This is a genomic window from Streptomyces sp. NPDC096136 (assembly GCF_044763325.1).
In the GTDB taxonomy this organism is placed as follows: Bacteria; Actinomycetota; Actinomycetes; order Streptomycetales; family Streptomycetaceae; genus Streptomyces.
On sequence record NZ_JBIWFZ010000016.1, the window covers coordinates 113,973 to 140,214 of the forward strand.

The 26,242-nt window shown below is 72.8% G+C and carries 20 protein-coding genes; 17 read left to right on the forward strand and 3 right to left on the reverse strand.

What is annotated here, in order from left to right:
- Positions 1 to 342: 342 nt before the first annotated feature.
- Positions 343 to 900, reverse strand: a complete 558-nt coding sequence (locus tag ACIRBY_RS28030; RefSeq protein ID WP_403905463.1) for an NADAR family protein — start codon at positions 898 to 900, stop codon at positions 343 to 345.
- Positions 901 to 1,081: 181 nt separating this feature from the next.
- Between ACIRBY_RS28030 and ACIRBY_RS28035 the strand changes: the two genes are divergently transcribed.
- The 7 genes from ACIRBY_RS28035 (at position 1,082) to ACIRBY_RS28065 (ending at position 8,906) form a co-directional block, all read left to right on the forward strand.
- Positions 1,082 to 2,602, forward strand: coding sequence for a gamma-aminobutyraldehyde dehydrogenase (locus ACIRBY_RS28035; RefSeq protein ID WP_403905584.1), 1,521 nt, complete (start codon positions 1,082 to 1,084; stop codon positions 2,600 to 2,602).
- 43 nt (positions 2,603 to 2,645) lie between these two features.
- Positions 2,646 to 3,896 (forward strand): spermidine/putrescine ABC transporter substrate-binding protein, encoded by a 1,251-nt coding sequence (locus ACIRBY_RS28040; RefSeq protein WP_403905465.1) that lies wholly within the window; start codon positions 2,646 to 2,648, stop codon positions 3,894 to 3,896.
- 69 nt (positions 3,897 to 3,965) lie between these two features.
- Positions 3,966 to 5,132: an ABC transporter ATP-binding protein gene (locus ACIRBY_RS28045; protein WP_403905467.1), complete on the forward strand. Its 1,167-nt coding sequence runs from the start codon at positions 3,966 to 3,968 to the stop codon at positions 5,130 to 5,132.
- The gene (locus ACIRBY_RS28050; protein ID WP_403905469.1) at positions 5,129 to 6,058 is read left to right on the forward strand and encodes an ABC transporter permease; all 930 of its coding nucleotides are present in this window, start codon (positions 5,129 to 5,131) and stop codon (positions 6,056 to 6,058) included. Before ACIRBY_RS28045 ends, ACIRBY_RS28050 begins: the two co-directional genes overlap by 4 nt.
- Positions 6,058 to 6,852 (forward strand): ABC transporter permease, encoded by a 795-nt coding sequence (locus tag ACIRBY_RS28055; protein WP_403905472.1) that lies wholly within the window; start codon positions 6,058 to 6,060, stop codon positions 6,850 to 6,852. Before ACIRBY_RS28050 ends, ACIRBY_RS28055 begins: the two co-directional genes overlap by 1 nt.
- Before the next feature lie 21 nt (positions 6,853 to 6,873).
- On the forward strand, positions 6,874 to 8,292 hold the full coding sequence (locus ACIRBY_RS28060; protein ID WP_403905474.1) for an NAD(P)/FAD-dependent oxidoreductase: 1,419 nt from the start codon (positions 6,874 to 6,876) through the stop codon (positions 8,290 to 8,292).
- A gap of 143 nt (positions 8,293 to 8,435) precedes the next feature.
- Entirely contained in the window at positions 8,436 to 8,906 is a 471-nt protein-coding gene (locus ACIRBY_RS28065; RefSeq protein WP_403905476.1) for a hypothetical protein, read from the forward strand.
- A gap of 41 nt (positions 8,907 to 8,947) precedes the next feature.
- Here ACIRBY_RS28065 and ACIRBY_RS28070 read toward each other — a convergent pair whose 3' ends face one another.
- On the reverse strand, positions 8,948 to 9,421 hold the full coding sequence (locus ACIRBY_RS28070) for a phosphatase PAP2 family protein (RefSeq protein WP_403905479.1): 474 nt from the start codon (positions 9,419 to 9,421) through the stop codon (positions 8,948 to 8,950).
- Between the two features lie 445 nt (positions 9,422 to 9,866).
- A complete protein-coding gene (gene gabT / locus ACIRBY_RS28075; RefSeq protein WP_403905481.1) occupies positions 9,867 to 11,213 on the reverse strand; it encodes a 4-aminobutyrate--2-oxoglutarate transaminase in 1,347 nt (448 codons plus the stop codon).
- A 238-nt stretch (positions 11,214 to 11,451) separates the two neighbouring features.
- Here gabT and ACIRBY_RS28080 point away from each other — a divergent pair, with 238 nt between their 5' ends.
- The 10 genes from ACIRBY_RS28080 to ACIRBY_RS28125 all read left to right on the forward strand — a co-directional run bounded on the left by ACIRBY_RS28080 (position 11,452) and on the right by ACIRBY_RS28125 (position 26,190).
- Positions 11,452 to 13,794, forward strand: a complete 2,343-nt coding sequence (locus ACIRBY_RS28080; RefSeq protein WP_403905483.1) for an ATP/GTP-binding protein — start codon at positions 11,452 to 11,454, stop codon at positions 13,792 to 13,794.
- Positions 13,795 to 13,928: 134 nt separating this feature from the next.
- Positions 13,929 to 15,509 carry a PucR family transcriptional regulator gene (locus tag ACIRBY_RS28085; RefSeq protein WP_403905485.1) on the forward strand — a complete coding sequence of 527 codons (1,581 nt, stop codon included), beginning with the start codon at positions 13,929 to 13,931 and terminating at the stop codon, positions 15,507 to 15,509.
- Positions 15,510 to 15,646: 137 nt separating this feature from the next.
- On the forward strand, positions 15,647 to 17,092 hold the full coding sequence (locus ACIRBY_RS28090; protein ID WP_403905488.1) for an aldehyde dehydrogenase family protein: 1,446 nt from the start codon (positions 15,647 to 15,649) through the stop codon (positions 17,090 to 17,092).
- A 157-nt stretch (positions 17,093 to 17,249) separates the two neighbouring features.
- A complete protein-coding gene (locus ACIRBY_RS28095) occupies positions 17,250 to 19,199 on the forward strand; it encodes an acyl-CoA dehydrogenase family protein (RefSeq protein WP_403905491.1) in 1,950 nt (649 codons plus the stop codon).
- Between the two features lie 68 nt (positions 19,200 to 19,267).
- The gene (locus ACIRBY_RS28100) at positions 19,268 to 20,578 is read left to right on the forward strand and encodes a hypothetical protein (protein ID WP_403905492.1); all 1,311 of its coding nucleotides are present in this window, start codon (positions 19,268 to 19,270) and stop codon (positions 20,576 to 20,578) included.
- Between the two features lie 12 nt (positions 20,579 to 20,590).
- Positions 20,591 to 21,853, forward strand: coding sequence for a 1-deoxy-D-xylulose-5-phosphate reductoisomerase (gene dxr, locus ACIRBY_RS28105; RefSeq protein WP_403905494.1), 1,263 nt, complete (start codon positions 20,591 to 20,593; stop codon positions 21,851 to 21,853).
- A complete protein-coding gene (locus ACIRBY_RS28110; protein WP_403905495.1) occupies positions 21,850 to 23,151 on the forward strand; it encodes a M50 family metallopeptidase in 1,302 nt (433 codons plus the stop codon). Before dxr ends, ACIRBY_RS28110 begins: the two co-directional genes overlap by 4 nt.
- A 175-nt stretch (positions 23,152 to 23,326) precedes the next feature.
- Positions 23,327 to 24,484, forward strand: coding sequence for a flavodoxin-dependent (E)-4-hydroxy-3-methylbut-2-enyl-diphosphate synthase (gene ispG, locus ACIRBY_RS28115; RefSeq protein WP_403905498.1), 1,158 nt, complete (start codon positions 23,327 to 23,329; stop codon positions 24,482 to 24,484).
- Between the two features lie 155 nt (positions 24,485 to 24,639).
- The gene (locus ACIRBY_RS28120; protein ID WP_403905500.1) at positions 24,640 to 25,485 is read left to right on the forward strand and encodes a GNAT family N-acetyltransferase; all 846 of its coding nucleotides are present in this window, start codon (positions 24,640 to 24,642) and stop codon (positions 25,483 to 25,485) included.
- Positions 25,486 to 25,617: 132 nt separating this feature from the next.
- Positions 25,618 to 26,190 carry a GNAT family N-acetyltransferase gene (locus tag ACIRBY_RS28125; protein WP_403905502.1) on the forward strand — a complete coding sequence of 191 codons (573 nt, stop codon included), beginning with the start codon at positions 25,618 to 25,620 and terminating at the stop codon, positions 26,188 to 26,190.
- Positions 26,191 to 26,242 lie beyond the last annotated feature (52 nt).

Sequence of the window (26,242 nt, forward strand, 5' to 3'; positions counted from 1 at the left end):
GATTCGAACCCACGACCTCCGGGTCCCGGAAGTAACCGTCGCCTGCGCACCGGGCATCCCCCACGCGGGCCTCCCGAGATCGAACGGGGCGGCGGCGTGGTTTCTGCGAGAAGGAGCCGCCGCCGGGCGCACCGGGAGGTGCGTGACGAGTAGGTGTCCAGAGAACAAGGCCGGCGAAACCACATGGTGCTCTGCCAACTGAGCTACACCGGCACGAGTACCGGTGGCGGGACTCGAACCCGCGACCTCCCGATGAGTAGTCGAAGTAGGTCTCGCCTTCGCACCTGGACGACGTTCACGTTAGGGCCCGCCCGGGAGGGCCGCCACGTATTTAACGGGGCCTCAGCCCGCCTCCCCGCCGCCCAGCCGGGCCCGCGCCTCCATCAGGGCGAACCCCAGCAGGTTCAGGCCGCGCCAGCGCGCCGGGTCCAGGACGCGGTCGTCGTCCGGGGGCAGTCCGACGCCCCAGATCCGGTCCACCGGGCTGGCCTCCACCAGCACCCGCGACCCCGTGCCCAGCAGGTAGGCGCGCAGCGCCGGATCGGAGTCGAACTTGTGCACGCTGCCCTCCACGACCAGCGCGAACCGCTCCCGCTGCCACACCGCCTCGTCGAAGCCGCGCACCAGCCGGCCGGCCTTCTTCGCCTCCGCCGGGCTGCGCGCCTCCAGCGCGGCGCGCTCCGCCGCGGGGTCCTCGAAGAGGCGTGCCTTACCGGCCATCATCCAGTGCTCGGCCGTCGCGTACCGGACGTGACCCACAGTGAAAGGGGAGGGCCACCACTGGCTCAGGCAGCTCGGCCCCAGGCTTCCGTCCGTGCGCGGCCGGTGTCCCCAGAAGGGCAGGAACTTGACCCGCTCACCACGGCTGACCTGCCCGATCAGAGTGTCGATCTTCTCCATGCACGCGAGTCTGCCAGCCACCACGGACACTTCGTACGGGATTTGCGGCGCACCTCGACATATGGTCGACCGATTCCGTCGCGTAATCAAAAGGCAACAACGGAATCACTTGGCGGAGGCAGAGGCCTCTGTCAGGATCGGCACTCAATTCGAGCTGTAGCTACGAGAGCGTGAGAGCGTGATGGGTAACCGCTTCCAGGTCAAGGACCGCTTCGCAGACGGCGCGCAGTACATCGACGGGCGGCTCCGGGCCGGCACCTCGGGGCGGTCGCACACCGTCGTCGACCCCGCCACCGGCCGGGAGGTGCTCACCTACGAGCTGGCCGGCCCGGCCGACGTGGACGAGGCCGTAGCCGCCGCCAAGCGGGCCTTCCCGGCCTGGTCGGCCGCCACCCCGGGAGAGCGCTCGGACGCCCTGCACCGGCTGGCCGCCGTCCTCGTGGAGCAGGCGGAGGACTTCGCGTACGCCGAGTCCCTCCAGTGCGGCAAGCCGCTCAAGCTGACCACGGAGTTCGACGTCCCGGGCACCATCGACAACACGGCCTTCTTCGCCGGTGCGGCCCGCCACCTCCAGGGGCAGGCGGCCGGCGAGTACTCCGGCGACCACACCTCGTACGTACGCCGCGAGGCCATCGGGGTGGTCGGCTCCATCGCCCCCTGGAACTACCCCCTCCAGATGGCCGCCTGGAAGATCCTCCCGGCCGTGGCCGCGGGCAACACGATCGTCCTCAAGCCCGCCGAGCTCACCCCGCTGACCTCCCTGATGTTCGCCGAGGCGGCCAAGGAGGCGGGCATCCCCGACGGGGTGGTCAACATCGTCACCGGCGCCGGCCGCGACGCGGGCGAGCACCTGGTCGGCCACCCCGACGTGGTCATGACCTCCTTCACCGGCTCCACCGCCGTCGGCAAGCGCGTCGCCGAGATCGCCACCGCCACCGTCAAGCGGCTCCACCTGGAGCTCGGCGGCAAGGCCCCCTTCGTGGTGTTCGACGACGCCGACGTGGAGGCCGCCGCCCACGGAGCCGTCGCCGCCTCCCTCATCAACACCGGCCAGGACTGCACCGCGGCCACCCGCGCCTACGTCCAGCGCCCCCTGTTCGAGGCCTTCGCCGCCCGTGTCGCCGAGCTGATGGAGACCGTCCGCCTGGGCGACCCCTTCGCCCCCGCCACCGACCTCGGCCCGCTGGTCTCGCACGCCCAGCGCGACCGGGTCGCCGCCTTCGTCGAGCGCGCCCGCGGGTACGCCACCGTCGTCACCGGCGGCGAGATCCCCGGCGGCGACCTCGCCGAGGGCGCCTACTACCGGCCCACCCTGATCACCGGCGCCGCCCAGGACAGCGAGGTCGTCCAGTCCGAGATCTTCGGCCCGGTCCTCGTCGCCCTGCCCTTCGACACCGACGACGAGGGCCTGGCGCTGGCCAACGACACCCCCTACGGCCTCGCCGCCTCCGCCTGGACCCGGGACCTCTACCGGGCGGGCCGGGCCACCCGCGAGCTCAAGGCCGGCTGCGTCTGGGTCAACGACCACATCCCGATCATCAGCGAGATGCCGCACGGGGGCTACAAGGCGAGTGGCTTCGGAAAGGACATGAGCTCGTACTCTTTCGAGGAATACACGCAGGTCAAGCACGTGATGTACGACAACACCGCGGTGGCCGCCAAGGACTGGCACCGCACGATCTTCGGGGACCGACAGTCATAGCGCCGCCCGACCAGCGGCCCTCCCTCCCGAAAGGGCAACGCGCATGGAGCAGTTCGAGCCCGACCGCCTCTCGGCGGCGCAACTCGCCGCGATGCGGCGCAGTCTCACCAGTGGCCGCGGCGCCCTCACCCGCCGCTCGCTGCTGCGCGCCTCCGGAGCCGGGGCGCTCACCCTGGGCGGCCTCGCCGCCCTGACCGGCTGCGGAATCCCGCCCGCCAAGCGCGAGGGCGGCCAGGCGGCCCCCTCCGACGACCACTCGGACCAGGAGAAGGAGATCAACTTCTCCAACTGGACCGAGTACATGGACACCGGCGACGACGAGAAGTCCCGGCCGACGCTCGAGGCGTTCACCCAGCGCACCGGCATCGAGGTCAAGTACACCGAGGACATCAACGACAACGTCGAGTTCTTCGGCAAGATCCGCCCGCAGCTCGCGGCCGGCCAGGACACCGGCCGCGACCTGATCGTCGTCACCGACTGGCTCGCCGCCCGCATCATCCGCCTCGGCTGGGCGCAGAAGCTCGACGCCTCCCACCTCCCGAACGCCTACGCCAACCTGATCCCGCAGTTCCGCAACCCCGACTGGGACCCGGGCCGCGCCCACAGCTACCCCTGGACCGGCATCGACACCGTCATCGCCTACAACGCCAAGGCCACCGGCGGCAGGAAGGTCGACTCCGTCACCCAGCTGCTCGACGACCCCACCCTCAAGGGCCGCGTCGGCTTCCTCACCGAGATGCGCGACACCGTCGGCATGACCCTCCTCGACCAGGGCAAGGACCCGGCGAAGTTCACCACCGCGGACTACGACGCCGCCATCGGCCGCCTCCAGAAGGGCGTCGACACCCAGCAGATACGCCGCTTCACCGGCAACGACTACACCGCCGACCTCGACAAGGGCGACCTGGCGGCCTGCCTCGCCTGGGCGGGCGACGTCATCCAGCTCCAGGCCGGCAACCCCGACATCAAGTACGCGATCCCGGCCGCCGGCTACATCACCTCCAGCGACAACCTGCTGGTCCCCGCCAAGGCCCGGCACAAGGCCAACGCCGAGAAGCTCATCGACTACTACTACGAGCCCGCGGTGGCTGCGCAGCTGGCGGCGTTCATCAGCTACGTCTGCCCGGTCGACGGGGTCAAGGACGAACTGGCGAAGATCAAGCCGGAGCTCGCGGACAACCCGCTGATCGTCCCGGACAAGGAGATGGCCGCCAAGGCCCGCGCCTTCCGCTCCCTCAGCAGCGAGGAAGAGACGGCGTACGAGCAGAAGTTCGCCAAGCTCATCGGCGCCTGACCGGCCCCCCGCCGGCCCTCCACCGCGCCCCGCCCCCCTCCCACGACACACCACCGAAGGCCCAGGCCCATGACCGACACCACCGCGAGCGGCGACGTCCGCCTCGCCGGGATCAGCAAGCACTACGGCTCCTTCACCGCCGTGCACCCGCTGGACCTCACCATCCCCCAGGGCTCCTTCTTCGCCCTGCTCGGCGCCTCGGGCTGCGGGAAGACCACCACCCTGCGCATGATCGCCGGCCTGGAGGAGCCCTCCACCGGCACCATCAGCCTGGGCGAGCGCGAGGTGACCCACCTGCCGCCGTACAAGCGCCCGGTGAACACCGTCTTCCAGAGCTACGCGCTGTTCCCGCACATGGACATCTTCGAGAACATAGCCTTCGGCCTGCGCCGCCGCGGCATCAAGTCGGTCAAGAAGCAGGTCGACGAGATGATCGACCTCGTCCAGCTCGGCGAGCACGCCCGCAAGAAGCCCCACCAGCTCTCCGGCGGACAGCAGCAGCGCGTGGCCGTCGCCCGCGCCCTGATCAACCACCCCCAGGTCCTCCTGCTCGACGAGCCCCTCGGCGCCCTCGACCTCAAGCTCCGCCGCCAGATGCAGCTGGAGCTCAAGCGGATCCAGACCGAGGTCGGCATCACCTTCGTGCACGTCACCCACGACCAGGAGGAGGCCATGACGATGGCCGACACGGTCGCGGTCATGAACGGCGGCCGCGTGGAGCAGCTGGGCGCCCCCGCCGAGCTCTACGAGAACCCGCGCACCACCTTCGTCGCGAACTTCCTCGGCACCTCCAACCTGATCGAGGCCTCCGTGGAGTCCACCGGCTCCGACGTGACCGTCTCGGCCTCCGGCGCCACGCTCCGGCTGCCCGCCGCCCGATGTTCGACCACGCCCCGCACCGGCGGAAAGCTGCTGGTCGGCGTGCGTCCCGAGAAGATCTCCCTGGTCCCGGCCGAGGAGGAGCACACCGTCGCGGCCGGCCGCAACAAGATCACCGGCAAGATCGCCGACTCCTCCTTCATCGGCGTCTCCACCCAGTTCGTGATCGACAGCCCGGTCTGCCCGGAGCTGGAGGTCTACGTCCAGAACATCGAGCGCGACGCCCGCCTGGTCCCCGGCGCCGACGTCGTCCTGCACTGGAACCCGGACCACACCTTCGGCCTGGACGCGGACCAGTCCATCTTCGCGGGGACGACGGGCGACGCGGGCATCGAGACCGTCGAGGAGAGCGCGTGACCGCCACCGCCGCGCCCCCGCAGGCCGCCGCCCCGACCGAGCCTCCGGTCCACCGCGCCTCGCTGCGCAAGCGCCTGATCCCGTACTGGCTGCTGCTGCCCGGCATCGTCTGGCTGCTCGTCTTCTTCGTGCTGCCGATGATCTACCAGGCCTCCACCTCGGTGCAGACCGGCTCCCTCGAAGAGGGCTTCAAGGTCACCTGGCACTTCCAGACCTACTGGGACGCCTTCACCGAGTACCTCCCGCAGTTCCTGCGCTCCCTGGTCTACGCCGGCACCGCGACGGTCCTGTGCCTGCTGCTGGGCTACCCGCTGGCCTACCTGATCGCCTTCCGGGCGGGCCGCTGGCGCAACCTCCTGCTGGTCCTCGTCATCGCCCCGTTCTTCACCAGCTTCCTGATCCGCACCCTGGCCTGGAAGACGATCCTGGCCGACGGCGGCCCGGTGGTCGGCGTCCTCAACGCCGTCGGATTCCTGGACGTCACCTCCTGGCTCGGCATGACCGAGGGGAGCCGGGTGCTGGCCACGCCGCTCGCCGTGGTCTGCGGCCTGACGTACAACTTCCTGCCCTTCATGATCCTGCCGCTCTACACCTCGCTGGAGCGCATCGACACCCGCCTCCACGAGGCCGCGGGCGACCTGTACGCCACCCCGGCCACGGTCTTCCGCAAGGTGACCTTCCCGCTCTCGATGCCGGGCGTGGTCTCCGGGACCCTGCTGACCTTCATCCCCGCGAGCGGCGACTACGTCAACGCCGAGCTCCTCGGCTCCACGGACACCCGGATGATCGGCAACGTCATCCAGTCGCAGTACCTGCGGATCCTCGATTACCCGACGGCGGCCGCGCTGTCGTTCATCCTCATGGCCATCGTGCTGATCATGGTCACCGTCTACATCCGCCGAGCGGGAACGGAGGACCTGGTCTGATGCGTTGGCTCCGCCGCAATCTCGTCGTCATCGCGGGCCTCGGCACGCTCGCGTACATGATCCTGCCGAACGTCGTCGTGACGGTGTTCTCCTTCAACAACCCCACGGGCCGCTTCAACTACGCCTGGCAGGAGTTCTCCCTCGACGCCTGGAAGGACCCCTGCGGGGTCGCCGACATGTGCGGCTCCCTCGCACTGTCCCTCCAGATCGCCCTCTGGGCCACCATAGGCGCCACCGTCCTCGGCACCGCCATCGCCTTCGCGCTGGTGCGCTACCGCTTCCGGGCGCGCGGGGCGGTCAACTCGCTGATCTTCCTGCCGATGGCCATGCCCGAGATCGTGATGGCCGCCTCGCTGCTCGCCCTGTTCCTCAACATGGGCATCCAGCTGGGCTTCTGGACCATCCTGATCGCCCACGTGATGTTCTGCCTCAGCTTCGTCGTCGCCGCCGTCAAGGCGCGCGTCCTGTCGATGGACCCGAGGCTGGAGGAGGCCGCCCGCGACCTCTACGCCGGGCCCGTGCAGACCTTCCTGCGCGTCACCCTGCCGATCGCGGCACCCGGTATCGCGGCGGGCGCGCTGCTCTCCTTCGCGCTCTCGTTCGACGACTTCATCATCACCAACTTCAACTCGGGCAACACCGTCACCTTCCCCATGTTCGTGTGGGGATCGGCCCAGCGCGGTACGCCCGTCCAGATCAACGTCATCGGCACGGCGATGTTCGTCATCGCGGTGCTGGTGGTCCTCGCCGGCCAGTGGGCCGGCAACCGCCGCAAGAAGGCACAACCGAAGTAACCCCGTAGGGAGTTGGAAGCCATGGCCCCAGTCGCCATGCGTAGTGTTGCGAAATCCCTTTCCGAAGCGAAGCCGGTCTCGTACTGGCTGGACGACCCCGGCCGCCCCGACCCGCAGCCGGCCCTCACCTCCGACGAGCGCTGCGACCTGCTGGTCGTCGGAGGCGGCTACAGCGGGCTGTGGACCGCGCTCCTCGCCAAGGAGCGCGACCCCGGCCGGGACGTCGTACTGATCGAGAGCAAGGAGGCGGGCTGGGCCGCCTCCGGCCGCAACGGAGGCTTCTGCGCCGCGTCCCTCACCCACGGCTTCGCCAACGGACTGGCCCGCTGGCCCGGCGAGCTGGCCAAGCTGGAGGAGCTCGGCGCCCGCAACCTCGACGCCATCGAGGAGGCGGTCGCCCGCTACGGCATCGACTGCGACTTCGAGCGCACCGGCGAGATCGACGTGGCCACCGAGCCGCACCAGGTCGAGGAACTGCGCGAACTCCACGAGGAGGCCCGCAAGCTGGGCCTCGCCGACGGCTCCGAATGGCTGGAGGGCGAGGCCCTGCGCGCGGAGGTCAACTCGCCGACCTTCCTCGCGGGCCTGTGGGACCGCGACGGCGTCGCCATGCTCAACCCCGCCAAGCTGGCCTGGGGCCTGAAGCGGGCCTGCCTGGAGCAGGGCGTGCGGATCTACGAGAACACGCGCGGCCTCAGCATGGCGCGGGCCGGGCGCGGGATGACGGTGGAGACCCCCTACGGGACGATCCTGGCCCGCCGGGTCGCCCTGGGCACCAACATCTTCCCGTCGCTGGTCAAGCGCGTGCGCCCGTTCACCGTCCCGGTGTACGACTACGCGCTGATGACCGAGCCCCTGACCGAGGAGCAGCTGGCCTCCGTCGGCTGGAAGAACCGGCCGGGGCTGGGCGACAGCGCGAACCAGTTCCACTACTTCCGCATCACCCGGGACAACCGGATCCTGTGGGGCGGCTACGACGCGATCTACCCCTACCGGGGGAAGCTCGACTCGGAGTACGACCACCGCCCGGAGACCTACCTCAAGCTGGCGGAGCACTTCTTCACCGCCTTCCCGCAGCTGGAGGGCCTGCGCTTCAGCCACGCCTGGGGCGGGGCCATCGACACCTGCTCCCGCTTCTCGGCCTTCTTCGGCACCGCGCACTCCGGCCGGGTCGCCTACGCCGCCGGCTACACCGGGCTCGGGGTGGGCGCCACCCGATTCGGCGCGGACGTGATGCTGGACCTGCTGGACGGGCTCTCCACCGAGCGCACCCGGCTGGAGATGGTGAAGTCCAAGCCGATGCCCTTCCCGCCCGAGCCCCTGGCCTGGACCGGGATCGCCCTCACCAAGTGGTCGCTGGCCCGGGCCGACGCCCGGGGCGGCCACCGCAACCTGTGGCTGAAGGCGCTCGACCGCCTCGGCCTCGGCTTCGACAGCTGACGGTCACGGCCCCGGCGCGCGCACGCGCCGGGGCCGTGACCCGCTTCACCTCCACGGAGTGGCCCGACCCGCGTCATAACGCCGCCCGGCCCCGCTCTCTCCCGGTGAGAAACCCTCACCGCGAGACGAACGGAGGCCGGGCGATGGCGTTCCCGGGGACCAGGACGGCAGTGGAGTGGCTGGTGGCGGCGGCGCCGGACCCCGACGCCTGTCGGTGGGAATGGGAGCGCGGCCCCCTCGGGGTCGCCCTCCTGCCGGCCGGCCGGCTCTGGGACCTCCTGGTCGCCCCGGGGGAGCTGGGCCGGGCCGCCCTCGGCGTCCTGCGCCGGCTGCCGGCCCCGCCCGGCCCGGTGCTCGCCGCCCGCCACACCGGCCGCCTGGGCTTCTTCGTACCCGCGGGCACCGCCTCCCGCTGGATCGGCACGGGCGTACGGGGCGCGGGGCGCGGCAGCTGGATCGCGGTCCCGTACCCCGGCCGGACGACGGGCGGCCCGCACTGGCTGCACCTCCCCGACGGCCGGGGCACCCTCACCGACCCGGCACTGCTGGAACTCGCCCTGCACGAGGCGGCGGGCAGAACCCTGGCGCGGGAGCGCCCGGGCGGCCGTGCGTGAGGCCGCCGGCGCGGACCGGGCCCCCGGCGGCGGCCGGGAGTTCAGCCGGAACGCCGACGCGTGCTCCGGCCGGCCGCCCAGCGCACGCCCAGCAGCAGCGGGGTGCACATCAGCAGGCTGGCCAGGACGTCCAGGGGCCAGTGGAAGCCGCGCAGGACCAGCCCCGCCGCGGTCAGGGCCGTCAGGGCGGCCGCGGCGGGCAGGGGCCAGCGGCGGCGGGTGTGCGGGGCGAGGAGGAGGGCCGCGGCCGTGTAGGCGGTGAAGGCCGTGGCCGTGTGGCCCGAGGGGTAGTAGCCGGCGGCCCAGGGCTCCAGCGGGCCCGGGCGGGCGGTCCACTCCTTGAGGGGCACGATCAGCGCGGGCACCAGGGCCATCGCCAGGCCGGCCGCGAGGGCGGCGAGCCGGTGGCCGCGCCGGACGGCGTACGCGATGGCCAGGGCGAGGACCGGGACGGCCACCGGGACGTTCCCGAGGTCCGCGAGGCGCTCGGTGACCGCGTCGGGGACGGTGCGCACCAGCGCGCGGCTCAGTGCCCGGTCCGGCGCCAGCAGCGGTCCGCGGACCAGGACCTGCCAGGTGATCAGGGCGAAGAGGACGGCGCACGCGGCCGTCGGAAACAGGGGGAGGAAAGAGGCCGGCCGTCCCGGAACAGGGGGGATGGTTCCGGGACGGCCGGCCGGACCGGGTTGCCGCGCGCCCCGGGGGGTTTGGGGCGGACGGCCGTCCGATCGGAGAGGAGTGTGCGCGAACGCATGCCCAGTACGGCGCTGGGGAAGCCCGGTACCGGTGTCGCCCCCGGTCGCCCGGGAGCGGTCTGTCTCACTCATCTGCAGAAACCGTACGGCAGCCGAGGGGGGACCGACAGCAGGAACGGCCTCTTGTCATCGGCCCCCCACAGCTTCTTCACAGGGCCCGACCGTTACCGACGGTACCGGCGGGCTCCTGTGTTCGGCCGGTCGCTCAGGCGTCCGTGCCGATGGCCGCGAAGGCCGCCTCGATGAGGTCCAGGCCCTCGTTCAGCAGCTCGTCGCTGATGACCAGCGGCGGCAGGAAGCGGAGCACGTTGCCGTAGGTGCCGCAGGTGAGGACGAGCAGGCCCTCGGCGTGGCAGGCCTTGGCGAGGGCGCCGGCCGCCTCCGGGAACGGGGTCTTGGACGCCGGGTCCTTCACGAGCTCGATCGCGATCATGGCGCCGCGGCCGCGGATGTCGCCGATGATGTCGTACTTCTCCTGCATCGCGGAGAGGCGGGACTTCATGAGGGACTCGATGTTCTTCGCCTTGGCATTGAGGTCGAGCTCCTTCATGGTCTCGATGGAGCCGAGCGCGCCGGCGCAGGCCACCGGGTTGCCGCCGTAGGTGCCGCCCAGGCCGCCCGCGTGCGCGGCGTCCATGATCTCGGCGCGGCCCGTCACGGCGGCGAGCGGCAGACCGCCCGCGATGCCCTTGGCGGTGGTGATCAGGTCCGGGACGATGCCCTCGTCCTCGCACGCGAACCACTGGCCGGTGCGGCAGAAGCCGGACTGGATCTCGTCGGCGACGAAGACGATGCCGTTCTCGTTGGCGAACTTCACGATCGCCGGGAGGAAGCCCTTGGCCGGCTCGATGAAGCCGCCCTCGCCGAGGACCGGCTCGATGATGATCGCGGCGACGTTCTCGGCGCCGATCTGCTTGGTGATCTGGTCGATCGCCTGGGCGGCGGCCTCGGGGCCGCAGTTCTCGGCACCGGTGGGCCAGCGGTAGCCGTAGGCGACCGGGACGCGGTAGACCTCGGGGGCGAACGGACCGAAGCCGTGCTTGTACGGCATGTTCTTCGCCGTCAGCGCCATCGTCAGGTTCGTGCGGCCGTGGTAGCCGTGGTCGAAGACGACGACGGCCTGGCGCTTGGTGTGCGCGCGGGCGATCTTGACGGCGTTCTCGACGGCCTCGGCGCCGGAGTTGAACAGGGCCGACTTCTTGGCGTGGGTGCCGGGGGTCAGCTCGGCGAGGGCCTCGCAGACCTCGACGTAGCCCTCGTAGGGGGTGACCATGAAGCAGGTGTGGGTGAAGTCGGCGAGCTGCGCGGAGGCGCGGCGCACGACGGCCTCGGCGGAGGCGCCGACGGAGGTCACGGCGATGCCGGAGCCGAAGTCGATCAGGCGGTTGCCGTCGACGTCCTCGATGATGCCGCCGCCCGCGCGCGCCGTGAAGACGGGGAGCACGGAGCCCACGCCGCCGGCCACCGTCGAAAGGCGGCGGGCCTGAAGCTCCTGCGACTTGGGGCCGGGGATCGCGGTGACGATGCGGCGCTCCTGCGGGACAGCGGTCATAGAGGGCTCCCTGGGGGGTGTTTTCGGACGCACTTGTGTCTTTGTCCGCAGGCTAGGCCCGGGGGAGGGGGTAAGGCATGCTCCGTTAGGGAGTGGTGTCCGCGTGTCCTTGTCCGTGACGGCCATAGGAAGGGTGCGGCGCGTGGTCCGTGGATCATGCCGGGTACGGGCCCAAGTGGGGGGCCGGGCACTAGATTGAGCGCCGCGGCGTTACAGGAACGGCAGGGGGCAGGGGTTCATGGACAGCGAGGGCACCAACGACGGACAGGCGACCCGAACGGGGCACGTCCCCCGCCCGGCGCCCCCCGCCAAGGCCCCGCCGAAACCCCGACACGCACCGGCGGTCGGCACCCCGCTGGAGGGCTGGCTCCGCACGCCGCGCCCGGAGGCCGAGCCGGGGGTGTGGCGGTTCGGGTACGTACCGCGCGAGGGGGGCGCGAGCGATCCCGTCGCCAACCGGTCGCTGCTGAGCGGGGTGGTCATCTCCTTGCTTGCCTGTGTGCTGGTGTGGTCCCTGCTGACCAATGGCTACATCCCCTACATCGAGGTACCGCTCAAGCTCTTCACCCCTCGCGACTGGTGGGAACTGGGCGGCGCGGCCGTCGACCACCGGGGCCAGGCCGCCCTGCAGGTGTACGAGCTGCTCTTGACGGGCGGGCTGGTGGCCTGGTTCAGCCGCCTCGGCGCCTGGAGGGCCGCGTTCGACCGACTCGTCGTCGCCCGGGGGCCGCAGGCGCGAAAGGCGGGGGCCGCGGCCGGCGCCCTGCTGGTGGCCCTGCTCATCTGGACCAATACCGTTCCTGCAGATGCCCTGTTCTTCGAGCACCTTCCGTACAAGGACATGCCGCCGGTGCTGGGGCTCGTGGTCAGCCTGCTGCTGAATTTCCTGCTCTATGCCCCCGTCGCCTTGTACTTCGGGCGCCTTGGCGGGTGGTGGGGAGCGGCAGGCTCCGGGCAGGTGGCGGAGCCGGGCGTCAAAGCCGCTCCGGTACCGGCGCAGGCGCCCGCCGCCGACCCCGCCCTCTGGCCCGAGTTGCGGGACGCCGGGCTTGGCGAGGTGGCCGAGAGGCTCGGGGGGGAGGTGCGGGGCGGGGGGATGAACGACGTGGACTACGCGCGGATCCGGCGGGCGTGGGAGACCGTGCGCGCCGACCCCACCCGGCTGTCGGCCTTCGCCGACGCCGTCCGCGACAAGGGCGCCGCCGCCTGCGTCCACCCCTCCGGCGACCGCGACCTCCCGGTCCGGGCCGCCCGGCACGACCTCCTCGCCCGCCAGGTGCTGCTCGGCACCGTCGAGGACGGGGAGCGCAACCCCTACGCCCGCCGCGGCACCGGCCTCGCCCTCGGCCCCGACGTCCTCGGGACCTCCCTGCTGGCCGTCGGCCCCTCCGGCAGCGGCAAGACCGCCCGCCTCGTGCGGCCCGTCGTCGAGTCGCTCGCGCTCCAGGCGCTGGCCGGCCAGGCCGCCGTCATCGCCGTCGGCGCCGCCGGCTCCCGGCTCGGGCCCGACGAGGCCTACGACATCGTGGTCCGCGTCGGCGACCCCGACTCCGTCCACGACCTCGACCTCTACGGCGGCACCGGCGACTGCGACGAGGCCGCCGCCCTCCTCGCCGAGGCCCTGGTCGCCGACGTCCCCGGCGCCGACGTGCGCCGCGCCGCGACCGCCCTCGCACAGCTGCTCGGCCCGTTCCGCGCCGCGCACGGCCGCTTCCCCGCCGTGCCCGAGCTGCGCGAGCTGCTCGACGGGGTGCCCACCGCCGTCACCTCCCTGCGCCAGGCCCTGGAGGGCGCCGGCCAGCAGGCGATGCTCCGCGAGCTCGACGCGCGCGAGCGCCAGTACGGGGCCCACGGCGACCCGGGCCCGGCCCTCGCCGACCGGATCGCCCTGCTCGACCGGCCCGCCTTCGCCGGCTTCTTCGACACCACCGGACGCGGGCGGCCCTTCTCGCTGCGCGCCCTCGAACACCCCGTCCGGGTCCGCGTGGACCTGCCCGAGCGCGGGCACGCCGACGCCTCGCGGATGCTCGCCCGGCTGCTGCTCGCCCAGTTCAACGCCTCCGCCGCCGCCCGCGCCGACCGGTCGCTGTTCGCCTTCCTCGCCCTCGACGACGCCTCCCACACCCTGACCCCGGAGACCGTCCGCGGACTCCAGCGGCTGCGCTCGGCGAACGCCGGGGTCCTGCTCGCGCTGCGCTCGCTGGACGACGTACCGGAGGCCCTGCGGACGCCGCTGCTCGGGGCGGTCGGCTGCCGGATGGCCTTCTCCGGGGTGACCACCTGGGACGGGCAGCGCTTCGCCGAGGCCTGGGGCACCGAATGGGTCGAGACCCGCGACGTCACCCACCGCACCGTCTTCGCCGACCAGCCGCTGACCCGCGCCATCCACGCCTTCCGCAAGATGGTCACCGGCAAGGCGGTGACCACCGACGCGGTCACCGTGCGCCAGGTGGAACGCGAGCGCTGGTCCGCCTCCGAGCTGGCGCACGCCGTACCGCCCGGGTGCGCGGTGCTCTCCCTGACCTCCATTCGAGGGGAACGCGCAGCTCCGCTTCTGCTCCGGCTGGCCGGGACGGGCTGAGCGGACCCGTACGGGGTGGCAGAATCGAGAGGGGTCGTTCGTACGACGTGGAGAAGTCCCCGGACCGGGGGAGCCCAGGATCGAGGACGTCCCGCCCGCTGCTCCCCGCCCTCCCCCGAAGGCTCCTGGTACCGATGCCGCTCACCCTCGCCTCGCTCGTCCAGCACTCGGCGCTCAAGCTCAGCGTCCGGGCGGGGGAGGGCCGCCTCGACACGCCGGTGCGCTGGGCCCACGTCAGCGAGCTCGCCGACCCCGTCCCCTATATGGAGGGCGGCGAGCTGCTGCTCGTCACCGCCATGAAGCTGGACGCCGACGACCCCGAGGAGATGCGGCGCTACGTACGGCGCCTCGCGGCCGCCGGCGTCGTCGGCATCGGCTTCGCCGTCGGCGTCAACTACGACGCCGTCCCCGACGCGCTGGTCCAGGCCGCCCGCGAGGAGGACCTGCCGCTGCTGGAGGTCCCCCGGCGGACCCCGTTCCTCGCCATCAGCAAGGCCGTCTCGGCGGCCCTCGCGGCCGACCAGTACCGGGCCGTCACCGCCGGCTTCGAGGCGCAGCGCGAGCTGACCCGGGCCGCGCTGTCCTCCGACGGCCCGGCCGACCTCCTGGCGAAGCTCGCGGCCCACGTGCACGGCTGGGCCGCGCTGTACGACACCTCCGGCGCCGTCGTCGCCGCCGCCCCCGACTGGGCCGCGCGGCGGGCCGCCCGGCTGACCCCGGACGTGGAGCGGCTGCGGGAGCGGCCGGCGCCCGCCAGTGCGGTGGTCGGCGGTGCGGAGGACCGGGTCGAGCTCCAGTCCCTCGGCACCGGACGGCGGGCGCGGGGGGCCCTGGCCGTGGGCACGGCGGCCCCGCTGGGCACCGCCGAGCGGTACGCGGTGCACTCCGCCGTCGCCCTGCTGACCCTGACCACCGAGCGCTCGCGGTCCCTGCACGACGCGGAGTCCCGGCTGGGGGCGGCGGTGCTGCGGATGCTGCTGGAGGGGGAGGCGGAGCACGCCCGGGCGGTGGCCGGGGACCTGTACGGGCCCCTGCTGGAGGCGCCGTTCCGGATCGTCGTCGCGGAGCCGGCCCTGGCGGGGACGGCCCAGCCGGAGGGGCTGGCGCAGCTGGCCGACGCGGTGGAGTCGGCCGCGTCGCGGACCGGGGAGGCGCTGCTGGTGGTGCCCGAGCCCGGACGGCTGGTGGTGCTCGCCGCCGACGGGGGCGCCGCGGTGCAGGCGTGCGCGGACCACGCCGAGGCGCTGGAGTCCCGGCGCGGGCGGGAGACGGCGGGGCCGGAGCCGGACGAGCTGGTCGTGGGCCTCTCGGCGGCGGCCGGGCCCGAGGGGGTGGCCGCCGCGTTCAAGCAGGCCGACCAGGCGCTCGCCGTGGCCCGGCGCCGGGGGCGGCCCCTGGTCGAGCACGAGGACCTCGCTGCGGGGTCGGTGCTGCCGTTGCTGGCCGACGACGCGGTGCGGGCGTTCGCCGAGGGCACCCTGCGGGCCCTGCGGGAGCACGACGCGACCGGCCGGGGCGATCTGGTCGCCTCGCTCCAGGCCTGGCTGGCGCGGCACGGGCAGTGGGACGCGGCCGCCGCCGACCTCGGCGTCCACCGGCACACCCTGCGCTACCGGATGAAGCGCGTCGAGGAGATCCTCGGGCGCTCCCTGGACGACCCGGACGTCCGCATGGAGCTGTGGCTCGCCCTGAAGGCCAGCCCGGCCCAGCGCTGAGCGGCGCACCGCGACACTGACAAAGCGGCGCAGGTGCGCGCGGAGGTTCTCCAACGCGGATAAACCGCGAATCGGCCGCGGCGACCTACCGTGGTGGGGACAAGGACCACCGCACACACCGAAGGGCCGGGATTCGCATGACTTCCACCCACGCCTTCTGGCTCGCCGGCCGCCAGGCCACCGGCGAGGACAGCTTCGACGTCCACAACCCGTGGGACGGCCGGCTCGTCGGCACCGTCAGCGTGCCCACCGACGCCCAGGTGGAAGAGGCCGTGGCCGCGGCGTACGCCGTGACGGCGGAGTTCTCCGCGACGCCCGCCCACGTACGGGCCGCCGCCCTGGACCACGTGTCCAAGCGGCTCACCGAGCGCACCGAGGAGATCGCCCAGCTGATCTCCGCCGAGAACGGCAAGCCGATCAAGTGGGCGCGCGGTGAGGTCGGCCGTGCGGTGTCCGTCTTCCGCTTCGCCGCCGAAGAGGCCCGCCGCTTCAACGGCGGAGAGGCCCAGCGCCTGGACACCGACGCCGGCGGCGTCGGCCGTCTCGCCCTGACCCGCCGCTTCGTCAAGGGCCCGGTCCTCGGCATCGCGCCGTTCAACTTCCCGCTGAACCTGTGCGCCCACAAGGTGGCTCCCGCCATCGCCGTCGGCGCGCCGATCATCCTGAAGCCGGCCCCGGCCACCCCGCTCTCCGGTCTGATCCTGGGCGAGCTGCTCGCCGAGACCGACCTGCCGGCCGGTTCCTGGTCCGTCCTGCCGGTCGCCAACGACAAGATGCCGGCCCTGGTCAAGGACGACCGCCTCCCGGTCATCTCCTTCACCGGCTCCGACACCGTCGGCTACGCCATCCAGCAGTCGGTGCCCCACAAGCACTGCACCCTGGAGCTCGGCGGCAACGCCGCGGCCGTGGTCCTCGCCGACTGGTCCTCCGACGCCGACCTCGACTGGGCCGCGACCCGCATCGCGACCTTCTCGAACTACCAGGCCGGCCAGTCCTGCATCTCCGTGCAGCGCGTGATCGCCGACGCCTCCGTCTACGACCGCCTCGTCGAGAGGGTCGTCGCGAAGGTCCAGGCCCAGGTCACCGGGGACCCGGCGGACGACGCCACCGACGTCGGCCCGCTGGTCTCCGAGGACGCCGCCAAGCGCGTCGAGTCCTGGGTGGACGAGGCCGTCTCCGCCGGCGCCAAGCTGCTCACCGGCGGCAAGCGCGACGGCGCCACGGTCGAGCCGACCGTCCTCGCGGACGTCCCGGCCGGCGTCAAGCTGGCGACCGAGGAGGTCTTCGGCCCGGTCCTGACCCTCACCCGGGTCGAGAACACCGACGAGGCCTTCGCCGCCGTCAACGACTCGAAGTTCGGCCTGCAGACCGGCGTCTTCACCCGCGACGTCCAGGTCGCCTTCCGCGCCCACCGCGAGCTCGAGGTCGGCGGTGTGATCATCGGCGACGCCCCGTCGTACCGCGCCGACCAGATGCCGTACGGCGGCGTCAAGCAGTCCGGCGTGGGCCGCGAGGGCGTGCGCTACGCGATGGACGACTACACGTACGAGCGCGTCCTGGTCCTCACGGGCCTCGACATCTGACCGACTCGTACGGTCACGGACCGACGGCCGGAGCCTACTGTGCGGGGGCTCCGGCCGTCCCCCTTTTGCCACACCCCCCGAATCCCCGGCGCCCGAAACGGGTACGACTCACACGCAACCGATCGGCAGCCCCCGATGCGGCGAGGTGAGGACCCGGATGTCGGCAACACAGCCCGTACAGCCCAAGGTGACCGAGCGCGAGGCACGGCAGGTCGCGGAAGCGGCCCGGGAGCAGGACTGGCGCAAACCCAGCTTCGCCAAGGAGCTCTTCCTCGGCCGCTTCCGGCTCGACCTGATCCACCCCCACCCGCTCCCCGCCGACGAGGACGTCCGGCGCGGCGAGGCCTTCCTCGCCCGGCTGCGGGACTTCTGCGAGAACCAGATCGACGGACAGCGCATCGAGCGCGAGGCGCGGATCCCCGACGAGACGGTGCGCGGGCTCAAGGAGCTCGGCGCCCTCGGCATGAAGATCAGCCCCGAGTACGGGGGCCTGGGCCTCACCCAGGTGTACTACAACAAGGCGCTCGCCCTCGTCGGCTCCGTCAGCCCGGCCATCGGCGCCCTGCTCTCCGCCCACCAGTCCATCGGCGTGCCCCAGCCGCTGAAGATGTTCGGCACCAAGGAGCAGAAGGACGCCTACCTGCCGCGCTGCGCCACCAGCGCCATCAGCGCCTTCCTGCTGACCGAGCCCGACGTCGGCTCCGACCCGGCGCGCCTGGCCACCACCGCCGTCCCGGACCCCGCGGACGAGGACGCCTACCTCCTCGACGGGGTGAAGCTGTGGACCACCAACGGGGTGGTCGCCGACCTGCTCGTGGTGATGGCCCGGGTGCCGAAGTCGGAGGGCCACCGGGGCGGGATCACCGCCTTCGTCGTCGAGGCCGACTCGCCGGGGATCACCGTCGAGCACCGCAACGCCTTCATGGGCCTGCGCGGCCTGGAGAACGGCGTCACCCGCTTCCACCGCGTCCGGGTGCCCGCCTCCCAGCGGATCGGCCCCGAGGGGGCCGGACTCAAGATCGCCCTGACCACCCTCAACACCGGCCGGCTGTCGCTGCCCGCGATGTGCGTGGGCGCCGGCAAGTGGTGTCTGAAGATCGCCCGCGAGTGGTCCGCCGTCCGCGAGCAGTGGGGCCGCCCGGTCGCCCGGCACGAGGCCGTCGGCGCCAAGATCTCCTTCATCGCCGCCACCACCTTCGCCCTGGAGGCCGTGGTGGACCTCGCCTCCCAGATGGCCGACGAGGACCGCAACGACATCCGCATCGAAGCGGCCCTCGCCAAGCTCTACGGCTCCGAGATGGCCTGCCTGATGGCCGACGAGCTGGTGCAGATCCGCGGCGGCCGCGGCTTCGAGACCGCCGAGTCGCTCGCGGCGCGCGGGGAGCGGGCCGTGCCCGCCGAGCAGCTGCTGCGCGACCTGCGCATCAACCGGATCTTCGAGGGCTCCACCGAGATCATGCACCTGCTGATCGCCCGCGAGGCCGTCGACGCCCACCTGTCGGTCGCCGGCGACCTCATCGACCCCGACAAGGACCTCGGAGACAAGGCGAGGGCGGGCGCCCGCGCGGCCGGCTTCTACGCCCGCTGGCTGCCCCGGCTCGCCGCCGGCCCGGGCCAGGTCCCCGGCGCCTACCGCGAGTTCCACCCGGCCGGACACCCCGACCTCGCCACCCACCTGCGCTACGTGGAGCGCGGCTCCCGCAAACTCGCCCGCTCGACCTTCTACGCGATGTCCCGCTGGCAGGGCCGCATGGAGACCAAACAGGGCTTCCTCGGGCGGATCGTGGACATCGGCGCCGAGCTCTTCGCGATGAGCGCGGCCTGCGTGCGCGCCGAGCACCTGCGCGCCACCGGCGACCACGGCCGCGAGGCCTACCAGCTGGCCGACGCCTTCTGCCGGCAGTCCAGGCTGCGCGTCGAGGAGCTCTTCGGCCGCCTCTGGGCCAACACCGACGACCTCGACGGCAAGGTCGTCCGGGGCGTCCTGTCCGGCACCTACGCCTGGCTGGAGGAGGGCGTCCTCGACCCCTCCGGCGACGGCCCGTGGATCGCGGACGCCGCCCCCGGCCCGTCCGCGAGGAAAAACGTTCACCGTCCCCTGCGCTGACCTGCCATCATCGGCAGTGTTCGGACGGATGTGCGAGCACGGCTACGAGTGCGAGGCGGACGAGGACGATGCCGACGGCCGAGGAGGACCGGGCCAGCAGAAGGCTGGCCCGGTGCGTGGCGCACCTGCTGCGCCACGCACCGCACCACGTCGTCGCCGCCCTCCTCGACCGGCTCGACGAGCCCGTGCGCAAGTACCTGTGCCGCGACGAGTGGCTGCCCGCCGCCGCAGTCACCCTGCTGCTGCGCCAGGGCACCGCGGCCGACCGGCACTACATCGCCCGCAACCCGCACGTCGTCGGCCGCCCCCTGCCCGGCCTGCCCGGCGCCGCCCGGTACGCCGCCCGGCCCGGCCCCTCGCCCGAGCTGCTGGCCGAGGTGGGCCCGGGCCCCTTCACCACCGACGCGCTGACCGCCCTGCTGCGCCGCCACGGCCGCCGCCCGCGGATCCCGCTCACCCTGCTGCGCATGCCGCACGACCTCGACCCCGGGCAGCTGCTCCGCGAGCACGCCCGCGCCCCGCTGCCGCCCGGCGCCGTCGAGGCGCTGCTGCTGGCGGGCGGGCTGTCCCGGTGGGAGTGCCTCGCGCTGCTCGACGCGCGCGCCGGACGGCCGTACGGGCGCCACTGGTACCGGCCCGCCGTCCGCGCCGTCCGGATGGGCCTGCTGACCTGCGACGAGCTCGTCGCCCACGTCGCCCCCGCCGCCCACACCCTGCTGCTCGGGCACCTCCCCGTCACCCGCGGCCTGCGCTGGAGCCTGCCCGAACAGGCCGAGATGCAGTCGGCCGTGCACCGCGCCCTGCGCCCCCTGCTCGGCGAGGACCCCGGGCCGTGGGCCGAACTGGCCCGCCGCGGCGCCGGCTTCCGCGGCACCCTGCCCGAGCTGGCGGCCGCCCTGGCCGCGGGCACCCCGGCCGCGCCCGGCGCCGTACGGCACGACCCGGCGCTGGCCCGCGCCGTACGCCACCTCGCGCCGGAGGCGGCCCCCGCCGAGCCCGTCGGGGCGTGGGAGCGCGAGCTGGCCCTGGTGAGCCTGGCCGTGCCGATGGACACCGCCTCCGAGGACGTCCGCTGGGTCCGCGACTGCCTGGACCGCTCCCTGCTCACCGGCGCCGACGTCATCCGGCACAAGGTCCCCGCCTGCTGGGCGCTCGACGAGGACCAGTGGCTCGGCGACATCGGCCACCCCGACCGCCACGACCGCCCGGCCGCGGTGCTCGCCGCCCGCGCCGAGGCCGACCGGCTCTTCCACGCGGCCCTCGGCGACGACCCGGAGGCCTGGTGGCGCGCGGCCCGCGCCCTGCCCGACTTCGCCGGTACCCTCCCCGAACTCCTCGCGCGGGTCACGGACGGGGACTCCGTGTCCAAGCGCCCCTGAGGAGCGGCAACAATGGGGGGCATGAGCGACAGTCCAGCCCCCCTCGCCGACCCGCACCTCCTCTTCGACGCCGCGGCCGGCCGCCGGGACATCGTCATCCTCGGGTCCACCGGGTCCATCGGCACCCAGGCCATCGACCTGGCCCTGCGCAACCCGGACCGCTTCCGGGTCACCGCGCTGTCCGCCGCGGGCGGCCGCACCGCCCTCCTGGCGGAGCAGGCCCGCAAGCTGCGGGTGCGGACCGTGGCCGTCGCCCGCGAGGACGCCGTACCGGCCCTGAAGGAGGCGCTGGGCGCCGCGTACGGGCCCTCGGAGCCGCTGCCCGAGATCCTCGCCGGCCCCGACGCGGCGACCGAGCTCGCGGCCTCTCCCTGCCACACCGTCCTCAACGGCATCACCGGCTCCATCGGCCTCGCGCCCACCCTCGCCGCGCTGCGCGCCGGGCGGACCCTCGCCCTGGCCAACAAGGAGTCGCTGATCGTGGGCGGCCCGCTGGTCAAGGCCCTCGCCGCGCCCGGCCAGATCATCCCCGTGGACTCCGAGCACGCGGCCCTCTTCCAGGCCCTGGCCGCCGGCACCCGCGCCGACGTCCGCAAGCTGGTCGTCACCGCCTCCGGCGGCCCCTTCCGCGGCCGCACCCGCGCGGAGCTGGCCTCCGTCACCGTGCGGGACGCCCTCGCGCACCCCACCTGGGCCATGGGCCCGGTCATCACGATCAACTCGGCGACCCTGGTGAACAAGGGGCTGGAGGTCATCGAGGCGCACCTGCTCTACGACATCCCCTTCGACCGCATCGAGGTCGTCGTCCACCCCCAGTCGTACGTGCACTCCATGGTCGAGTTCTCGGACGGCTCCACCCTCGCCCAGGCCACACCGCCGGACATGCGCGGACCCATCGCGATCGGCCTCGGCTGGCCCCAGCGGGTCCCCGACGCGGCCCCCGCGTTCGACTGGACCAAGGCCTCCACCTGGGAGTTCTTCCCCCTGGACACCGAGGCCTTCCCCTCCGTGGGCCTGGCCCGGCACGTGGGCACCCTGGGCGGGACCGCGCCCGCCGTCTTCAACGCCGCGAACGAGGAGTGCGTCGAGGCCTTCCTGGCCGGGCGGCTGCCGTTCACAGCAATCATGGATACGGTCTCCGCAGTGGTCGATGAGCACGGGACGCCGCGGACGGGAACTTCCCTCACCGTCCAGGACGTCCTCGAAGCGGAGACCTGGGCCAGGGCCCGGGCACGGGAGATGGCGGCGCGGGCCGCCGTGGAGGCGGGCGCATGACGGCTTTGATGACGGTACTCGGGGTCGTGCTCTTCGCGTTCGGCCTGCTGGTCTCCATCGCCTGGCACGAGCTCGGCCACCTCTCCACGGCCAAGCTCTTCGGCATCCGGGTGCCGCAGTACATGGTCGGCTTCGGGCCGACCGTCTGGTCGCGGAGGAAGGGCGAGACCGAGTACGGCATCAAGGCCATCCCGATGGGCGGCTACATCCGCATGATCGGGATGTTCCCGCCCGGCGACGACGGCAAGGTCACCGCCCGCTCGACCTCGCCGTTCCGGTCGATGATCGAGGACGCCCGCTCGGCCGCGTACGAGGAGCTCCAGCCCGGCGACGAGAGCCGGCTCTTCTACACGCGCAGGCCGTGGAAGCGCGTCATCGTGATGTTCGCGGGCCCGTTCATGAACCTGGTCCTCGCCGTGGCGATCTTCCTCACCACCCTGATGACCTTCGGGCTGAACACCCAGACCACCGTCGTCAGCTCGGTCTCCGACTGCGTCATCCAGCAGAGCGAGAAGCGCGACAAGTGCGCCCCCGGCGACCCGGCCGCCCCGGCCAAGGCCGCCGGCCTGCTGGCCCAGGACAAGATCGTCGCCTTCAACGGCCGCCCGGTCAGCGACTGGGCCGTCCTCCAGAAGGACATCCGCGCCACGACCGGCCCCGCGACCATCACGGTCGAGCGGGCCGGACGGCGCCTCGACCTGCACGCGAACCTGATCGAGAACAAGGTCGCCAAGACCGACGCCGACGGCCGGTACGTCAAGGACCAGTACGTCACCGCCGGCTTCCTCGGCTTCGCCCCCGCCGTCGGCTACGTCCCGCAGACCTTCGGCCAGTCCGTCAGCCGCATGGGCGAGATGATGGAGGCCGGCGCCCAGTCCCTCCTCGACCTCCCCGGCAAGGTCCCGGACCTGTGGAACGCCGCCTTCAACGGGGCCGAGCGCAAGCAGGACAGCCCCATGGGCGTCGTCGGCGCGGCCCGCGTGAGCAGCCAGATCTTCAACCTCGACATCCCCGCCCAGTACCAGCTGGTCTTCTTCCTCAACCTGCTGGCCGGGTTCAACCTGTCGCTGTTCCTGTTCAACATGCTCCCGCTGCTCCCGCTCGACGGCGGCCACATCGCCGGCGCCCTGTGGGAGTCCCTGCGCCGCACCGTGGCGAAGGTCTTCCGGCGCGCCGACCCCGGCCCCTTCGACGTGGCGAAGCTGATGCCCGCCGCGTACGTGGTCGCCGGCGTCTTCGTCTGCTTCACCCTGCTGGTCCTCGTCGCCGACGTGGTCAACCCGATCAAGATCAACTAGCGGTACGGGCAGGACCGCCGCGCCACCGGAGCCGGGCACGCACCGTGCCCGGCTCCCTACGTTCGGGTGGCGCCGCCCCCTCGGATGCGTGGGGCACCCGCGCATTGGCGTAACCTCAAAGGCCGGAGCCCGCCGATCTCGGGACCTCGATCCACACCTTGGGGTTGCACAGCAGATGACTGCCATCTCTCTCGGAATGCCGTCCGTGCCGACGAAGCTTGCCGACCGCCGGGTCAGCCGCAAGATCCAGGTCGGTTCCGTGGCCGTCGGAGGCGACGCACCCGTCTCGGTGCAGTCGATGACCACCACCCGGACGTCCGACATCGGCGCCACCCTCCAGCAGATCGCCGAGCTGACCGCCTCCGGCTGCCAGATCGTCCGCGTGGCCTGCCCCACGCAGGACGACGCCGACGCGCTCTCCGTGATCGCCAGGAAGTCGCAGATCCCGGTCATCGCCGACATCCACTTCCAGCCCAAGTACGTGTTCGCCGCGATCGACGCCGGCTGCGCCGCCGTCCGCGTCAACCCGGGCAACATCAAGCAGTTCGACGACAAGGTCAAGGAGATCGCGAAGGCCGCCGGCGACGCGGGCACCCCGATCCGCATCGGCGTCAACGCGGGCTCCCTGGACGCCCGGCTGCTCAAGAAGTACGGCAAGGCCACCCCCGAGGCGCTGGTCGAGTCCGCGCTGTGGGAGGCCTCCCTCTTCGAGGAGCACGACTTCCGCGACATCAAGATCTCGGTCAAGCACAACGACCCGGTCGTCATGGTCGAGGCCTACCGCCAGCTCGCCGCCCAGTGCGACTACCCGCTGCACCTCGGCGTCACCGAGGCCGGCCCCGCCTTCCAGGGCACCATCAAGTCCGCCGTGGCCTTCGGCGCCCTGCTCTCCCAGGGCATCGGCGACACCATCCGCGTCTCGCTCTCCGCGCCCCCGGCCGAGGAGATCAAGGTCGGCATCCAGATCCTGGAGTCGCTCAACCTCCGCCAGCGCCGCCTGGAGATCGTCTCCTGCCCGTCCTGCGGCCGCGCCCAGGTGGACGTCTACAAGCTGGCCGAGGAGGTCACGGCGGGCCTGGACGGCATGACCGTGCCGCTGCGCGTCGCCGTCATGGGCTGCGTCGTCAACGGCCCCGGCGAGGCCCGCGAGGCCGACCTCGGCGTCGCCTCCGGCAACGGCAAGGGCCAGATCTTCGTCAAGGGCGAGGTCATCAAGACCGTCCCCGAGTCCAAGATCGTGGAAACCCTCATCGAAGAGGCCCTGAAGATCGCCGAGCAGATGGAGAAGGACGGCGTCGCCTCCGGCGAGCCCAGCGTCGCCATCGGCGTCTGACCCTCCGCGCCCGGCGCGAGCCGTGAGCAGGGCCCCGGCCCCGGACCCCGTCGAGGGGCCGGGGCCGGGCCCTTTTCGTGACCTGGGGGACGCGGCATCCCCGCGCCCCGGCGGGTACAGTGCGGAGATCAGCAGACTTGCACGGTGAGGCCCCAGTGTTGACGCAGACCACCACCCGGGTCCTTGACCCCAGTGATCTGGACGCCGCGCTCGCCATCCTCGGACGCGAGCCGGTCGAGAACGCCTTCGTCACCTCCCGGGTCCAGGTCGCCGGACTCGACCCCTGGCGCCTGGGCGGCGAGATGTGGGGCTGGTACTCCGGCGGCGAGCTCCGCGCGCTGTGCTACGCCGGCGCCAACCTGGTCCCCGTCTGCGCCGGCCCCGACGCCGTCCGCGCCTTCGCCGACCGGGCCCGCCGCACCGGCCGCCGCTGCTCCTCCATCGTCGGCCCCGCCGAGGCCACCAGGCTGCTGTGGCAGCTCCTCGAACCCAGCTGGGGCCCCGCCCGCGACGTCCGCCGCCACCAGCCCCTCATGGCCACCGAACAGCCGTCCGCCGACATCGCGCCCGACCCGCTCGTCCGCCGGATCCGCAAGGACGAGATGGACCTGATCATGCCCGCCTGCGTGGCCATGTTCACCGAGGAGGTCGGCATCTCCCCCCTCGCCGGGGACGGCGGGCTGCTCTACCAGGCACGCGTCGCCGAGCTGGTCGGCAGCGGCCGCTCCTTCGCCCGCGTCGAGAACGGCAAGGTCGTCTTCAAGGCCGAGATCGGCGCCGCCACCGCCCGGGCCTGCCAGATCCAGGGCGTCTGGGTGGCCCCCGAGTTCCGCGGCCGCGGGCACTCCGAGACCGGCATGGCGGCCGTCGTCGAGTTCGCGCTGCGCGACGTGGCCCCCGTGGTCAGCCTCTACGTCAACGACTTCAACACCGCCGCGCGCGCCGCCTACCGGCGCGTCGGCTTCCGCGAGGTCGGCGCGTTCATGAGCGTCCTGTTCTGACCGTGCGCCGCGTCCCCCGGCGCACGCGCGCCCCGCGCCGGGCGACCGCTGTGCCAACGCACGGCGGCGAGCGGCCGGTTTCGTCCGGGAAGCCGTACCGGAGCGCCCCTACCCCGCAGTAAGGTCGGCCGCATGCTGCCTACCCCCGGGGGCGACGACCCCGCACGGCCCGCTGGACTGCGCATCGGGCACCTCGACCTCGCCGGACGCGTGGACGATGCCCTGCGCGTGCAGGCCGTGGCCTTCGGGCTCAGCGAGGAGGAGGTCGGCATCCGGCGCTACATCGTCCAGCGCCACATGACCTGCCGCGGCGCCCGGGCACTCGGCGCCTTCACCGACGACGGGGCCCTCGCCGGGTTCGTCTACGGGATGCCCAACGACCGGGCCCACTGGTGGTCCACGATCGTCGAGCCCTACCTGCGGGCCGCCGGCTCCGACCACTGGCTCGACGACTCCTTCGTGATCACCGAGCTGCACGTCCACCCCGGCTTCCAGGGCCGGGGCGTCGGCCGCGCCCTGATCACCCGGATCACCGACAGCGCCGCCGAGCCGCGCTCGATCCTCTCCGCCATCGACACCGACAGCCCGGCCCGCGGCCTCTACGGCGCCCTCGGCTACCGGGACCTGGCCCGCAAGGTCCACTTCCCGAGCGCCGGCCTCCCGTACGCCGTCATGGGCGCCCCGCTGCCGCTGCTGCGCGGCTGAGCCCCCCCAGCGGCCCCGAAAACGCTGTCGGGGGCGGGGCGGGCCCCGATAG